This window comes from Streptomyces sp. SID5643, from assembly GCF_009872555.1.
Lineage (GTDB): Bacteria > Actinomycetota > Actinomycetes > Streptomycetales > Streptomycetaceae > Streptomyces > Streptomyces iakyrus.
Genome location: NZ_WWIC01000062.1, coordinates 1 through 12,643 on the forward strand (window position 1 = coordinate 1; position 12,643 = coordinate 12,643).

The 12,643-nt window shown below is 72.9% G+C and carries 12 protein-coding genes and 1 pseudogene; 6 read left to right on the forward strand and 7 right to left on the reverse strand.

All coding sequences use genetic code 11. The annotated features are described in order from the left end of the window. The 3 genes from GTY56_RS07735 to GTY56_RS07745 form a co-directional block, all read right to left on the reverse strand. Window positions 1–1,693 (reverse strand): beta-ketoacyl synthase N-terminal-like domain-containing protein (locus GTY56_RS07735; RefSeq protein ID WP_237524439.1); only part of this gene is annotated, 1,693 nt, incomplete at its 3' end. Further along, window positions 1,690–3,447, reverse strand: a complete 1,758-nt coding sequence (locus tag GTY56_RS07740; protein ID WP_161363820.1) for a fatty acyl-AMP ligase — start codon at window positions 3,445–3,447, stop codon at window positions 1,690–1,692. The genes GTY56_RS07735 and GTY56_RS07740, both read right to left, overlap by 4 nt. 61 nt (window positions 3,448–3,508) lie before the next feature. After that, window positions 3,509–5,071 carry a carboxyl transferase domain-containing protein gene (locus tag GTY56_RS07745; RefSeq protein ID WP_161363821.1) on the reverse strand — a complete coding sequence of 521 codons (1,563 nt, stop codon included), beginning with the start codon at window positions 5,069–5,071 and terminating at the stop codon, window positions 3,509–3,511. Window positions 5,072–5,334: 263 nt separating this feature from the next. On the opposite strand from GTY56_RS07745, the gene GTY56_RS07750 reads away from it, so the two are divergent. From GTY56_RS07750 to GTY56_RS07760, 3 genes are all read left to right on the forward strand, one after another. After that, a complete protein-coding gene (locus GTY56_RS07750; RefSeq protein WP_161363823.1) occupies window positions 5,335–6,192 on the forward strand; it encodes an aldo/keto reductase in 858 nt (285 codons plus the stop codon). A gap of 103 nt (window positions 6,193–6,295) precedes the next feature. Continuing rightward, window positions 6,296–8,065, forward strand: a complete 1,770-nt coding sequence (locus GTY56_RS07755) for an ABC transporter ATP-binding protein (protein WP_161363825.1) — start codon at window positions 6,296–6,298, stop codon at window positions 8,063–8,065. Window positions 8,066–8,176: 111 nt separating this feature from the next. Further along, window positions 8,177–8,428 (forward strand): DUF5133 domain-containing protein, encoded by a 252-nt coding sequence (locus GTY56_RS07760; RefSeq protein ID WP_161363827.1) that lies wholly within the window; start codon window positions 8,177–8,179, stop codon window positions 8,426–8,428. A 48-nt stretch (window positions 8,429–8,476) separates the two neighbouring features. On the opposite strand, the gene GTY56_RS07765 is transcribed toward GTY56_RS07760, so the two are convergent. Next, on the reverse strand, window positions 8,477–9,448 hold the full coding sequence (locus GTY56_RS07765) for a GlxA family transcriptional regulator (protein WP_161363831.1): 972 nt from the start codon (window positions 9,446–9,448) through the stop codon (window positions 8,477–8,479). 183 nt (window positions 9,449–9,631) lie between these two features. On the opposite strand from GTY56_RS07765, the gene GTY56_RS07770 reads away from it, so the two are divergent. Together GTY56_RS07770 and GTY56_RS07775 are read left to right on the forward strand one after the other, a co-directional pair. Further along, the gene (locus tag GTY56_RS07770) at window positions 9,632–10,081 is read left to right on the forward strand and encodes a hypothetical protein (RefSeq protein ID WP_161363833.1); all 450 of its coding nucleotides are present in this window, start codon (window positions 9,632–9,634) and stop codon (window positions 10,079–10,081) included. A gap of 140 nt (window positions 10,082–10,221) precedes the next feature. After that, window positions 10,222–10,425, forward strand: coding sequence for a hypothetical protein (locus GTY56_RS07775; RefSeq protein ID WP_031111422.1), 204 nt, complete (start codon window positions 10,222–10,224; stop codon window positions 10,423–10,425). 43 nt (window positions 10,426–10,468) lie between these two features. Here GTY56_RS07775 and tgmB read toward each other — a convergent pair whose 3' ends face one another. From tgmB to GTY56_RS07790, 3 genes are all read right to left on the reverse strand, one after another. Further along, window positions 10,469–11,452: an ATP-grasp ribosomal peptide maturase gene (gene tgmB, locus GTY56_RS07780; protein ID WP_161363835.1), complete on the reverse strand. Its 984-nt coding sequence runs from the start codon at window positions 11,450–11,452 to the stop codon at window positions 10,469–10,471. A 16-nt stretch (window positions 11,453–11,468) separates the two neighbouring features. After that, window positions 11,469–11,660, reverse strand: coding sequence for a putative ATP-grasp-modified RiPP (gene tgmA / locus GTY56_RS07785; RefSeq protein ID WP_033312495.1), 192 nt, complete (start codon window positions 11,658–11,660; stop codon window positions 11,469–11,471). Between the two features lie 121 nt (window positions 11,661–11,781). After that, window positions 11,782–12,105, reverse strand: a complete 324-nt coding sequence (locus GTY56_RS07790) for a DUF1232 domain-containing protein (RefSeq protein ID WP_161363837.1) — start codon at window positions 12,103–12,105, stop codon at window positions 11,782–11,784. A 256-nt stretch (window positions 12,106–12,361) separates the two neighbouring features. Here GTY56_RS07790 and GTY56_RS07795 point away from each other — a divergent pair. After that, window positions 12,362–12,643: pseudogene (locus GTY56_RS07795) on the forward strand (hypothetical protein); the annotation flags it as partial.

Consider the following 12,643-nt stretch of genomic DNA (forward strand, 5'->3'; position numbering starts at 1 on the left):
GGTCGCGCAGCCGGTCGGCGAGCCTGCCCGCCGTGTCCCGGAGGCGCTCGGTGTCGAAGTCGGAGAGCAGGTGCACGCGGGCGGCCGGTTCCTCGGCCGGCCGCACCGGGACCATTGCGGACGGCCCCTCCTCCAGCACCACATGGGCGTTGGTGCCGCCGAAGCCGAACCCGGAGACGCCCGCGACAGCCGTGCCGCCGTAGCGGGGCCAGGGTTCCGGCTCGGTCACCACCCGCAGCCGGGGATCGGTGAGGGAGCTGCCCCGCTCGCAGTGCAGGGACGGTGGGATGGTGCCGTGGTGCAGGGCCAGCACGGTCTTCACCAGCCCCGCGATGCCCGCCGCCGACTCCAGATGACCGAGGTTGCCCTTGGCGGACCCCAGCAGCAGCGGCTGGTCGGGGTCCCGGCCCACGCCCAGCACCGCGCCGAGGGCGCCCGCCTCGATCGGATCGCCCAGCGGCGTGCCCGTGCCGTGCGCCTCCACGTAGTCGACGTGCTCCGCGGCGAGCCCGGCCCCCGCGTACGCCCGCTCCAGCAGCGCCTGCTGGGCGGCCGGGCTGGGTGCCATGAGGCCGTTCGAGCGGCCGTCGGAGTTGACCGCCGTGGCGCGGACGACGGCCAGCACCCGGTCGCCGTCCCGCTCGGCGTCGGACAGCCGCTTCAGGATCACGACCGCGCAGCCCTCGCCGCGGCCGATGCCGTCGGCCGCCGCCGAGAACGGCTTGCACCTGCCGTCCGGTGCGAGGGCGCCCGCCCGCCGGAACGCGACCGTGACGGCCGGCGACAGGAGCAGGTTGACCCCGGCCGCGATCGCCGTGTCGCTCTCGCCCGTGCGCAGACTGACGCAGGCCTGGTGCACGGCGACCAGTGAGGAGGAGCAGGCCGTGTCGACGGCCAGGCTCGGCCCGCGCGTGTCCAGGACGTAGGCGAGGCGGCCCGCGGCGACGCTGAGCGCGCCCCCGGCCGGCGCCCAGGGGTCGACGGCGGCCGGGTCGGCTCCCGTCACCTGCCCGTATTCCGGCGCCGAGATGCCGACGAACACGCCGGTGGCCGTACCCGCCAGGGAGCCGGCCGGCACGGCCGCGTGGTCGAGCGCCTCCTGGGCGACCTCCAGCAGGATCCGCTGCTGGGGATCCATCACCGCGGCCTCGCGCGGGGTGATGCGGAAGAAGTCCGCGTCGAACCCGGCGATGTCGTCGAGATAGCCGCCGTACGGATGGGCGTCGGCGGGCGGGAACGCGGTGAAGTCGCGCCAGCGGTCCTCCGGTACGCGGCGGATCGCGTCGGTGCCCGCGCTGAGCAACTGCCAGTAGGCGTCAGGGTCGTGTACCCCGCCGGGCAGACGGCAGCCGATGCCGACGACCGCGACCGGCTCGGCCGGTCCTGCCGGCCCTCCCGCCACAACGGCACGCGGCACCGGCGCCGCCTCGGCCGCCGGGGCTCCCGGGGCTCCCGCGGCGCACAGCCGCGCCACGAGGGCCTCCCCGGTGGGCGTCTCCCACAGCAGCGTCGTCGGCAGCTCCCGGCCCGTGGCGCGGGAGAGCTGACCGGCCAGGGCGACGGCGTCCCGCGAGGCCATGCCGAGGTCCGCGAGCGGCCGGTCCATCGGCACGTCGTCGGGGGACGTGCCGTTCCAGGCGGCCACCCGCTCGGCGACCAGCCGGCGCAGCGCGGCCTCGTCGACGCGCCTCATCCCGCGTCACCCGCCCGGGCCCGCCCGCCGTAGGCGCCCTCCAGGTACCGGGTGCGGGTCAGCGCCCGCGACACCTTGCCGCTGGAGGTACGCGGCACCGTGCCCGGCGGCACCAGGACGACATCGGCCAGCCGCAGCCCGTGCCGGGCCGAGACGGCACCGCGTACGGCACGCGCCACGGCCGCCACGTCCACCTTGGCGAGGGGTGCGGTGCGCGCATGCTCCGCCACGACGACCGCACACTCGCCGCCGGCCTCACCCGGCGCGGCGAAGGCGGCGAGCCGGTCCCGGCGGACCACGTGGTGCGCCTCCTGCGCCGTCGCCTCGACGTCCTGCGGGTAGTGGTTGCGACCGTCGACGATGATCAGGTCCTTCAGGCGCCCCGTGACGACCAGTCGCCCCTCCAGCACCGTGCCCAGATCACCCGTCCGCAGCCAGCGGCCCGGGCCGGCCGCCGCGACCGCGAACTCCGCGCCGAAGACGTCCGCGGCGTCCCGGTTCCAGTAGCCGCGGCCCACGTTCGGCCCCTGCACCCAGATCTCCCCGACCTCCCCCTCCGACAACAGGGCGCGTGACACCGGGTCGGCGATCCGGACCCGCTGGCCCGCCGGGGTGCCACAGCCCGCCAGGAGCACCGCCCGGGGATCGTCGGGCCGGGCGGGCAGGGCCTTGCCGGCCGCCAGGGCGTCGCGGTCCAGGGCGAACCGGCTGAGCGGCTCGCCCGGCCGGGCCGCGCACACGAACACCGTGGCCTCGGCCAGCCCGTACGAGGGGCAGTGCGTCCCGGGCGCCAGGCCCTGGCCCGCGAACGCCGCGTGGAACCGGTCGGCCGTGCCCGGGCGGACCGGCTCACTGCCGTTGATCAGCGCGGTCACCTTGTCCAGCCGCAGCCCTTCCTTCTGCTCTGCGGTGACGGTCGCGACGCAGTAGTCGTAGGCGAAGTTGGGCGCGGCGCTCACGGCGTCGGGATGCGCGGCGAGCAGCCGCAGCCAGCGGACCGGCTCGTGCAGGAACGCCGCCGGGTCCATCAGCACCGACAGCGCCCCGCGTGCCACCGGGGCCGCGACGCTGAGCACCAGCCCCATGTCGTGGTAGAGCGGCAGCCAGCCCACACTGGTCATCGGGCGGGTGTCGAGGCCGTAGGCGGACAGTGCCTGGCGGGCGTTGGCGACGACATTGCCGTGACTGATCTCCACACCCGCCGGGGCCCGGGTCGAACCGGACGTGTACTGGAGGTAGGCGGTCGCCCCTTCGTCCGGCGCGACCTGCGCACGGCCCCGGCCCTCGTCGTCGGGCACGTCGTCGGCGACGACGATCCGCGGCCCGCCGGTCCCGAGGAAGTCCCGCACCTCGTCCCGCGTCCGGCTCGTGGTCACCACCACCGAGGGGCGCGCGTCGGCCAGGACGCCCGCGAGCCGGTCGGCGTGCCCGGGCAGGCCCGGGGTGTACAGGGGCACGGCGACCACCCCGGCGGCCAGGGCCGCGAGGAAGGCGGTCACGTACTCCGTGCCCTGCGGGCACAGCAGCGCGACCCGGTCCCCGGGGTCCGTCTCGTCCGCGAGGCGTGCGGCGAGCGCCCGTACCCGCACGTCCAGACGGCGCCAGGTGAGGGTGCGGTGGACGCCCCGCGAGTGCTGTGCCGGGTGCTCGACGAAGGTGAACGCCCGGCGGTCGGGGGTGGTCTCGGCCCAGTGCCGTACGTACTCCGGCAGTGTGGGGCACGCGGGCGCGAGCGGGGGGCGGCGGCTGTCCATCAGGCGGGGCTCCTCACGGCGCGGATCGGTCCAGGGGTCACGAAGGGAGGGGAGGCGGAGGTCAGAGGGGGATGTTGCCGTGCCGGCGTTCCGGCATCGGGGCGCGTTTGCCGCGCAGTGCGCGCAGGGCGCGGCAGACCTGCTCGCGCGTCTCGCGCGGCGCGATGACGGCATCGACATAGCCGCGCTCGGCGGCGAGGTACGGCGTGCCGTGGGTGCGCTCGTACGCGGCGAGGAGGCGGGCGCGCAGCGCCTGAGGGTCGTCGGACGCGGCGAGTTCGCGCCGGTGCAGGACGCCCACGGCCCCCTCGGCGCCCATGACGGCGATCCGGGCGGTGGGCCAGGCGAGGTTGACGTCCGCGCCGAGGTGCTTGGAGCCCATCACCGCGTATCCGCCGCCGTACGCCTTGCGCACCACCACCGTGACCTTGGGGACGGTGGCCTCGGCGTAGGCGTACAGCAGTTTCGCGCCCCGCCGGATGATCCCGGCCTGCTCCTGCCGCACGCCGGACAGATAGCCGGGCACGTCGGCGAAGGTCAGCAGCGGGATGCCGAACGCGTCGCAGAACCGCACGAACCGAGCGGCCTTCTCGGAGGCGTCGATGTCGAGGACCCCGGCGGCGTGCAGCGGCTGGTTGGCGACGACCCCCACCGAGCGGCCCTCGACCCGGGCCAGGGCGCAGATGATGTTCGGCGCGAACAGCTCCTGCACCGGCAGCAGTTCACCGTCGTCGACGACCGCGTGCAGGATGTCCCGCATGTCGTAGGCCTCGCCGAGCCGGTCCGGGACGACCTCGTCGAGCCCTGCACCGGGCGTGGCACTCCCCGGGGCGTACTCCGGTGGCCGTTCCAGGTTGTTGGCCGGCAGGTAGGAGAGCAGGTCGCGCACGGTGTCGAGGGCGTCCTCCTCGTCGGCAGCCAGGAAGTGGGCGTTGCCGTTGACGGTGTTGCTGGTGCGGGCGCCGCCCAGTTCCTCGGCGGTGGTGCGCTCGCCCGTGACCGTCTCGATGACGTCGGGACCGGTGACGAACATGTGCGAGGCGCCGTCCACCATCACGGTGAAGTCGGTGATCGCCGGCGAGTACGCCGCACCGCCCGCGCACGGGCCGAGGACGACCGAGATCTGCGGGATCACCCCGGACGCCTTGACGTTGCGCCGGACCAGCTCGGCGTAGAGGGCGAGCGCGGCGACCCCCTCCTGGATGCGGGCCCCGCCGGAGTCGTTCAGGCCGATCACCGGGCAGCCCGTCTTCAGGGCCAGCTCCATCAGGGCGACGGTCTTCTCGCCGAAGGCCTCGCCCATGCTGCCGCCGAAGACCGTGGAGTCCTGCGCGAACACGCAGACCGGGCGGCCGTCGACCGTGCCGTACCCGGTGACCACGCCGTCGCCGTACGGGCGACGGGCGTCGTGCCCCGCGGGCCGGGCCCGGACGAACAGACCGGTCTCGGTGAAGGAGTCCTTGTCCAGGAGCCGCTCGATCCGCTCCCGGGCCGAGAACTCCCCGCGCCTGCGCGGCCCGCCCGGGGCCACCGCCCGCTCCCGGCGGTGCTCCAGGCCGGCGACGCGCTCCGCGGTGCCCCCGGGCGTGCGCGTCGTCGTCTCCCCCGGACCGGATGCTGTCACCTCTGTGCTCACAACCACCTCCGAAGTGGCTCTCGAATATGGCAGCGAGGCGGAGGAACCCCCTACGGATCGCCGGTCTGTTTGGGGGAGATGAGTCCTCGGACGCGGGGTTTCATCCAGGTGTGACAAGGGGGTTGCGAGGCCAGGGCGCGATTCAGCGGCCCGGGTGCTGAATGCGTTCTCCTTCTTCTATTGGACCCCCGGCCGCGCGGCGTCCAGGCTGGAGTGACCATCGCCCGACAGCCGGAAGAGGTCACGAACCCATGCACAGCCGCCGCATCGGTGACGTCGAGGTCAGCGCGATCGGCCTGGGCGCGATGCCCATGTCCATCGAGGGACGACCCGACGAGGAACGCTCTCTCGCCACCCTCCACGCCGCTCTCGACGCCGGTGTGACCCTGATCGACACCGCGGACGCCTACCACCGCGACGCCGACGAGGTGGGTCACAACGAAACCCTGATCGCCAAGGCCCTCGCCTCCCACGGCCGCGGCGGTGACGTCCTGGTCGCCACCAAGGGCGGTCACCTGCGCCCCGGCGACGGCAGCTGGACGCTCGACGGCAGCCCCCGCCACCTCAAGGCGGCCTGCGAGGAGTCCCTGCGCCGGCTGGGCGTCGAGGCCATCGGCCTCTACCAGTTCCACCGCCCCGACCCGCGCGTCCCCTACGCCGAGTCCGTCGGCGCGATCCGGGACCTGCTCGACGAGGGCAAGATCCGTATGGCCGGCATCTCCAACGCGAACCCGGAGCAGATCCGCCAGGCCCAGGAGATCCTCGGCGGGCGCCTGGCCTCCGTGCAGAACCAGTTCTCCCCGGCCTTCCGTTCCAGCGAGCCGGAACTGCGCCTGTGCGACGAACTCGGCATCGCGTTCCTGCCCTGGAGCCCCCTCGGCGGGATCTCGAAGGCCGCTGAACTCGGCTCGGGCCACGCCCCCTTCGCCCGGATCGCCGAGGCACGCGGCGTGAGCCCGCAGCGCCTGTGCCTGGCCTGGATGCTCGCCAAGTCGCCGGTGGTCGTCCCGATCCCGGGCGCGAGCCGGCCCGAGACCATCCGCGACTCGCTCGCCGCCGGCGACCTCACCCTGACCGCCGAGGAGCTGGCGGAGCTGGACGCCGCCTGACCGGACCATGAGACCCGGGGACGGCCGCACGCCGTCCCCGGGTCTCATGCTGCCGACGCACACGTACGCGCCACGCACCGGCAACCGGGGAGGACCACCGCCGATGGCATCGTCGTGGGAAAGACCGCTCGACCACCGCTACCGGGGCGAGCACCCGGTCCGCACCCTCGCCTACCTCTTCCGCGCGGACCGGCGGCGGCTCCTCGCGGCGGCCGCCGTCTTCACCGTCAAGCACAGCCCCATCTGGCTGCTGCCGCTGATCACCGCGTCCATCATCGACACCGTCGTCCAGCACCAGCCGATCAGCCGCCTGTGGACCAGCACCGGCCTCATCCTGTTCATCCTGCTGATCAACTACCCGTTGCACGTGCTGTACGTCCGCCTCCTCTACGGCAGTGTCCGCCGCATGGGGACCGCCCTGCGCTCGGACCTGTGCACCCGCATGCAGCAGCTGTCCATCGGCTACCACTCCCGCGTCAGCGCCGGTGTCCTCCAGGCCAAGGTCGTGCGCGACGTGGAGACGGTCGAGCAGATGGTCCAGCAGACCGCCGAGATCGGACTGGGCGCGACCACCGTGCTCATCGGCGGACTGGTCATCATCGCCGTCCGCACCCCCGAGTTCCTCCCCGTCTTCCTGGTCGTCGTGCCCGCCGCGGCGCTCCTCATCGCCCGGCTGCGGGCCCGCCTGCGCACGCACAACGAGCACTTCCGCCACGAGGTGGAGACCCTGTCGTCCCGCGTGACGGAGATGACCCGCCTCATCCCGGTCACCCGTGCCCACGGCCTGGAGGGCAACGCGCTGCGCCGCATGAACGGCACCCTGAACCGGCTGCTCCATTCCGGCCTCCGCCTCGACCTGGTCAACGGCCGGTTCGGCTCGCTGGCCTGGGTGGTGCTCAACGTCGTCGGCGTCCTGGTCCTGGCCGGTGCGGCACTGCTCTCGTACCACGGTGTCTGGGGCGTCACCGCCGGGGATGTCGTGATGCTCAGCGCCTTCCTGACCACCCTCACCAACTCCACGACGACGCTGGCGGGACTCGCCCCGGTCATCACCAAGGGACTGGAGTCCGTCCGCTCGGTGGGCGAGGTCCTCCAGGTCCCGGAACTGGAGGACAACGAGGGCAAGTCCGAGCTCACGTCTGTGCGCGGGGCCATCACCTTCGACCACGTCGACCACGTCTACGAGACCGGCGGGCGCGCGGCGGTACGGGACTTCACCCTCCACGTCGCCGCGGGCGAGACCGTCGCCCTCGTCGGCGCGTCCGGCGCCGGCAAGTCCACCGTCCTGAACCTCGTCATCGGCTTCATCCGCCCCACCTCGGGACGGCTGCTGCTCGACGGCACCGACATGAACACCCTCGACCTGCGCACCTACCGCCGCTTCCTGTCGGTGGTGCCGCAGGAGTCGGTCCTCTTCGACGGCACGATCCGCGAGAACGTCGCCTACGGCATGGACGACGCCGACGAGGAGACGGTCCGGGCGGCCCTGCGCGACGCCAACGCCCTGGAGTTCGTCGACCGCCTCCCCCGCGGCCTCGACACCCTGGTCGGCGAGCACGGCGCCCGGCTGTCCGGCGGACAGCGACAGCGCCTCGCCATCGCCCGGGCCCTGATCCGCGACCCCCGGGTGCTGGTCCTGGACGAGGCGACCTCGGCGCTCGACACCCGCTCGGAGGCGTTCGTCCAGCAGGCGCTGGCCCGGCTGCTGCACGGGCGCACCACGTTCGTCGTCGCGCACCGGCTGTCGACCGTCCAGGGCGCCGACCGGATCGTGGTGATGGGCGACGGCCGCATCGAGGAGATCGGCACGCACGAGGAGCTGCTGCGCAGGGGCGGGGCATACACCGCTCTGCACCGGGGCCAGCTCACCTAATACCGGTCGCAACCGATCAGTTCTCGTCAAATCCGCTACAGATGAGAAAATCGTGTGAATGCTTCCGCGTGGTTCGGGCATACGCAGCGAAAACACAGAGAGGGGCGCTACGTGCTTGTACCGGACCGGAAGATCGTCAGGGAGCTGCTGACGCGGTACGCGTCGCTGAGGATCGCTCAGTCGGAGAGGCACGTGCCGAAGGCGGCACGCGAGCTGGAGGACGTCAGCTACACGCTGTGCGTGATGATGGGGACGTCCGACATCAGTGACGCCATCGCCAAGGCGGATGTCCTGCTGCTCACCGAAGGGCGGCCGCACTCCGCCGACGCGGACGGGGAGAACGGCCTGACGCTGGTCGGCTGACCGCTGACGAAGGCCCGGCGCGGACCGGGCGGCACGCCCCGGCGGCCCCTAGGAAGGGGCCGCCGGGGCGTTCGTGCGCCCGTGGAACGCCGTGCGGTAGGCGTGCGGCGTGGTGCCGGCCACCTTGCGGAACCGCTCCCGGAACGCGGTCGGCGAGCCGAAGCCCGCCTGGCGCGCGATCCGTTCCACGGAGTGGTCGGAGTTCTCCAGCAGGTACTGGGCGCGCCGCACCCGAGCCCGCAGCAGCCACTGCAGCGGTGTGGTGCCGGTCTGCTCGCGGAAGCGGCGGCTGAAGGTCCGCTCGCTCATCCCCGCCCGCGCCGCCAGCGTGCCCAGCGTCACCTCGTGCGCGAGATGGTCCTCGATCCACTCCAGCACCGGTTCGAGCGCGGACCCCCGGGGCACGGGCGGTTGTTCGTGCACGATGAACTGCGCCTGCCCGCCCTCCCGTTCCAGCGGCATGACCGACATGCGGGCGATGCTCGCGGCCACGGCCGACCCCAGATCCCGCCGGATCATGTGCAGGCACAGATCCAGGGCGGCGGCCGCACCGGCCGAGGTGAGGATCTGCCCGTTGTCGACGTACAGCACGTCCGGCTCCACCTCGACCCGAGGGAAGCGCCGGGCCAGTTCGCCGGCGGCCACCCAGTGCGTGGTGGCGCGCAGCCCGTCCAGCAGCCCGGCCTCCGCCAGGACGAAGGCGCCCACGCACACCGACGCGATCCGGGTCCCCGCCTCGGCCGCCTCCCGCAGGGCCGCCAGCACCCGGGCCGGCGGCGGTGCCGCGTCGGGGGAGCAGCCGGGCACGATGACGGTGTCCGCCTCCGCCAGCGCCTCAAGGCCCCGCTCGATCCGCAGGGTGAAGCCGCCGTCCGCGCGCACCTCGGGCGTTTCGGCGCACAGCCGGACCCGGTAGGCCGGCCGCCCGTCCGGCATACGGGTCCAGGCGAATGTCTGCTGGGGAGCCGCCATGTCGAAGGGCACGACTCCGTCGAGGACCAGGATCACCACAGAGTGCATGACCGTCACCCTAGGCGGGTTCCCGCCGGTCCTGTGACGTGGGTTCACGGCAGCTCCAAAAGCAGAGGCACAGGTCGGACGACTTGGCGAGAACCTGTTGGAAGCTGTCGTTCCAGCCCATGGGGGATCACGCGCAGGCGTCCTAGCGTGGGCGCGTCGACCGCATTCACGGAAAGAGCCCCGGTGACCAAGATCCTGCTGTCCCTCCATGTCCTGGCCGCCATCGTCGCCGTCGGTCCCGTGACCGTCGCGGCCAGCATGTTCCCGCCCGCCGTGCGCCGGGCGGCTCCCGCCGGAGCCGGAACGGCGGCGCTCCTGCACCGCATCTGCCGCGTCTACGCCAAGGTCGGACTCACCGTCCCCCTCCTCGGGTTCGCCACCGCGGCCGCGATGGGCGTCCTCGGCAGCGGATGGCTCGTCACCTCCATCGCTCTCACCGCCGCGGCCGCCGGCATCCTGATCGCCTTCGTCCTGCCCCGCCAGGAGGAACTCCTCGCCCGGCTGAGTGCAGAGCAGGGCGTCGACCGGCGGAGCACCGCCCGACTGGCCATGCTCACCGGGGTGTTCAACCTGCTGTGGGCCACCGTCACCGTCCTGATGATCGTCCGGCCGGGGTCCACCACGGGAGCCTGAGAAAGTCCCGCAATCGCCTGTCACGGATGTCCGGTCTGCGTCAAGTCATCCCAAGGAATTCACACTCCGGGACACCGTGCCGCCTACACTCGCAGTCTCGCCCCCGCACGGGGCCGACGAGCAGAAAGGCACGTTGACGGGTGTTCCAGGATTCCCCCATCTACGACCGACTCATCGCGGAGCGCGGTGACGTACCCGCACAGGTGCGCCGCGAGGCCGAACGTGTGAGCAGGGAACTGGAGCTGGTCATGCGGCCCTCACAGTCCCTCGGCTACGACCGCCCGCACTCCCCGGGAGCCGGCTGGCAGCGCGCCGGCATGCTCCCCGGCCCGCGGCCGCAGTGATCCGGGCGGCGGGCCCGGGCCCGGTCTGCGCCGGGCCCGGTGCTCAACGCAGCGTCGTGTCGGCTCCGTTGACGTGCAACGGCTGGACCGGAACGGGCCGGGCCAGCCACTCGGCGATGGTCCGGGCGATCGGCTGAGCCGTCTCCACCTCGACGAAGCCGAACTGCCCCGACTGGTTGCACTCCAGGAACCACCACGTCCCGTCGGAGTCCTCCACGAAGTCGAAAGCCCCGTAGGCCAGTTCCGCCTCACGCAGATAGGACAGGACCCCGGGCGCGATGCAGGACGGCACGTCGACGGGACGCCACGGCGAGCCGGGCGCGGCGAACCGCACGTCCACCTCGTCCGGGTCCGCGTCCTCGGCGGCCGCCTTGCGGGCGGCCAGCATCCGTCCACCCACGACGGTGAGCCGGATGTCGGCCCGCTTGGTGATCCGCCGCTGTAGCAGCGTCGGCCCGAACGCGACGGCGGAGAAGTCCGCCTCCGGCGAGACCCGGCTGGTCGGCACCGCCCGGGGCGGGTCCTGCGGATGCGCACCCGACACCGGCTTGACCACCAGCTCCGGGTAACGCTCGGCGAACTCGCGGGCGGCGCGCGGGAAGGTCGTGATCAGCGTGGCGGGCACGGGCAGGCCGCATCTCTGGGCCAGGCGCAGCTGCCACGGCTTGTGCCGGGCCCGGCGCGCCGCGTCGGGATGGTTCATCCAGCGCGCGTCCGAGCCCCGCAGCATGCCGTAGAGCGCCTGCGCGGCCTCCTCGGTCAGCCAGGCGGACGGCTGGGCCGCCCGCGCGGCCGGGACGCCGGGCCGGCGCACCCACACGGACCGGATCCCCCCGATGCTCACCAGCCGCCCCCCGGCGGACAGATGGCCGCGGAACCGGCCGTGCACGAATTCCCCCGACAACGCGACGCCACCGGTCAGGTCCGCGGGATCGACCCGGACCACCGGTACCCCCGTCGCGTTGAGATGCACCACGACCATGTCCGCGGTGACGTCCTCCTCGCAAGTGAGGATCAGTACGGTCATCTTCTGCGGCCCGTGGTCAGTCGTCGAAATGCGTCTTGGAGCCGGCGGTGGACGTCGTGGTGCCGAACTCTCTCAACAGGGCGAAGTCGGAGGCCGCGACCCGTCCGTCGCGGAGCACGTTCAACTGCAGTCCGGCGTCGTACACGTACGGAATGGCAGCTTCCAACTCCACTGCCGGGCGCGCGTAGTTGAGCGCGAACGGTTGCATCGTCTCTCCCTCGTCGGTACTGCGCCGAGCAGACGGTGACCCCCCGGGGCGTGGCTGCCCGGTCCGCCGGCCTGTTTCGGCTTCCAGAGACTTATACGAATCGAACGGGTGGTTGGTTTCCTTACTTTCCGTAGTTATTTGCCGGTTGCCGGTCCGGCCGGGGTGCCGACTTGCGCTCCCGTTCGCCGAGGGAGCCGCGGACAGAGCGCAGCGCGAGCAGCAGGACGCCGATGTCGTCCAGGTACACCGGATCGGGCACCAGGTCGGTGGGCAGCACCAGATAGAGGACCGCGCCCCAGAAGACCCAGCGCGGGCCCGTGGGGAGCCCCGCGCGCCTCAATTCGCGCCGGGTCCGTACCAGCCGCACGAGGACGACGACGGCGAAGACGAGGACGACGGCCGCGAGAACCGCGGCCAGAACGAGCACCTTTGTGGTCGTATCCACGGGTTGCCCTCCTCCTGGCATGCCGTGACACGGGACCTCCCGAAGACCCCCTATGTGGATTCCCGTTTCCGGCGGCTGTATTGCGGCCGGGGCCCGACATGTCGGCGAGCCGGCGGATTCTCCCGTGCGGTGGTCATCCCGGTGGCTCACCCGAGTGGCACGGGGTGACGGTGGCGCCTAGTAATGGTCTGCGTAACGTCGCTCGTCACACGACGGGGGGCGCAGGAGCGGCCGCACTCTTCCCACGGAGGCGAGTATGACCACCTGCTCTTCATCACCCCGCTCGAACGAACCTGCCATACCCAACGAGCCGAACGGGTCCGCCCCGCCGTCCGCCGAGACAACCGTCGCCACCGGCACCCACCAGGTGGAGCAGACGAGCGCGCAGCCCGCCACCGGCCCGTACGACACGTACCGGACGGGGTATCCCCAGCCCGCCGCATCCCACCAGGCCGGCCCGGCGGCTGCCGAGCCCGTCGCCCTCGGCTCCCACCCGGCGGCCGGGGCGGGAGCGCGGCAACCGGCCCCCGAGCCGGAC

Coding starts and splice junctions, on each gene's coding strand:
- GTY56_RS07740 (WP_161363820.1), bottom strand. CDS start 3,447: ATGGACAGCCGCCGCCCCCCGCTCGCGCCCGCGTGCCCCACACTGCCG.
- tgmA (WP_033312495.1), bottom strand. CDS start 11,660: ATGCAACCGTTCGCGCTCAACTACGCGCGCCCGGCAGTGGAGTTGGAA.
- GTY56_RS07750 (WP_161363823.1), top strand. CDS start 5,335: ATGCACAGCCGCCGCATCGGTGACGTCGAGGTCAGCGCGATCGGCCTG.
- tgmB (WP_161363835.1), bottom strand. CDS start 11,452: ATGACCGTACTGATCCTCACTTGCGAGGAGGACGTCACCGCGGACATG.
- GTY56_RS07765 (WP_161363831.1), bottom strand. CDS start 9,448: ATGCACTCTGTGGTGATCCTGGTCCTCGACGGAGTCGTGCCCTTCGAC.
- GTY56_RS07755 (WP_161363825.1), top strand. CDS start 6,296: ATGGCATCGTCGTGGGAAAGACCGCTCGACCACCGCTACCGGGGCGAG.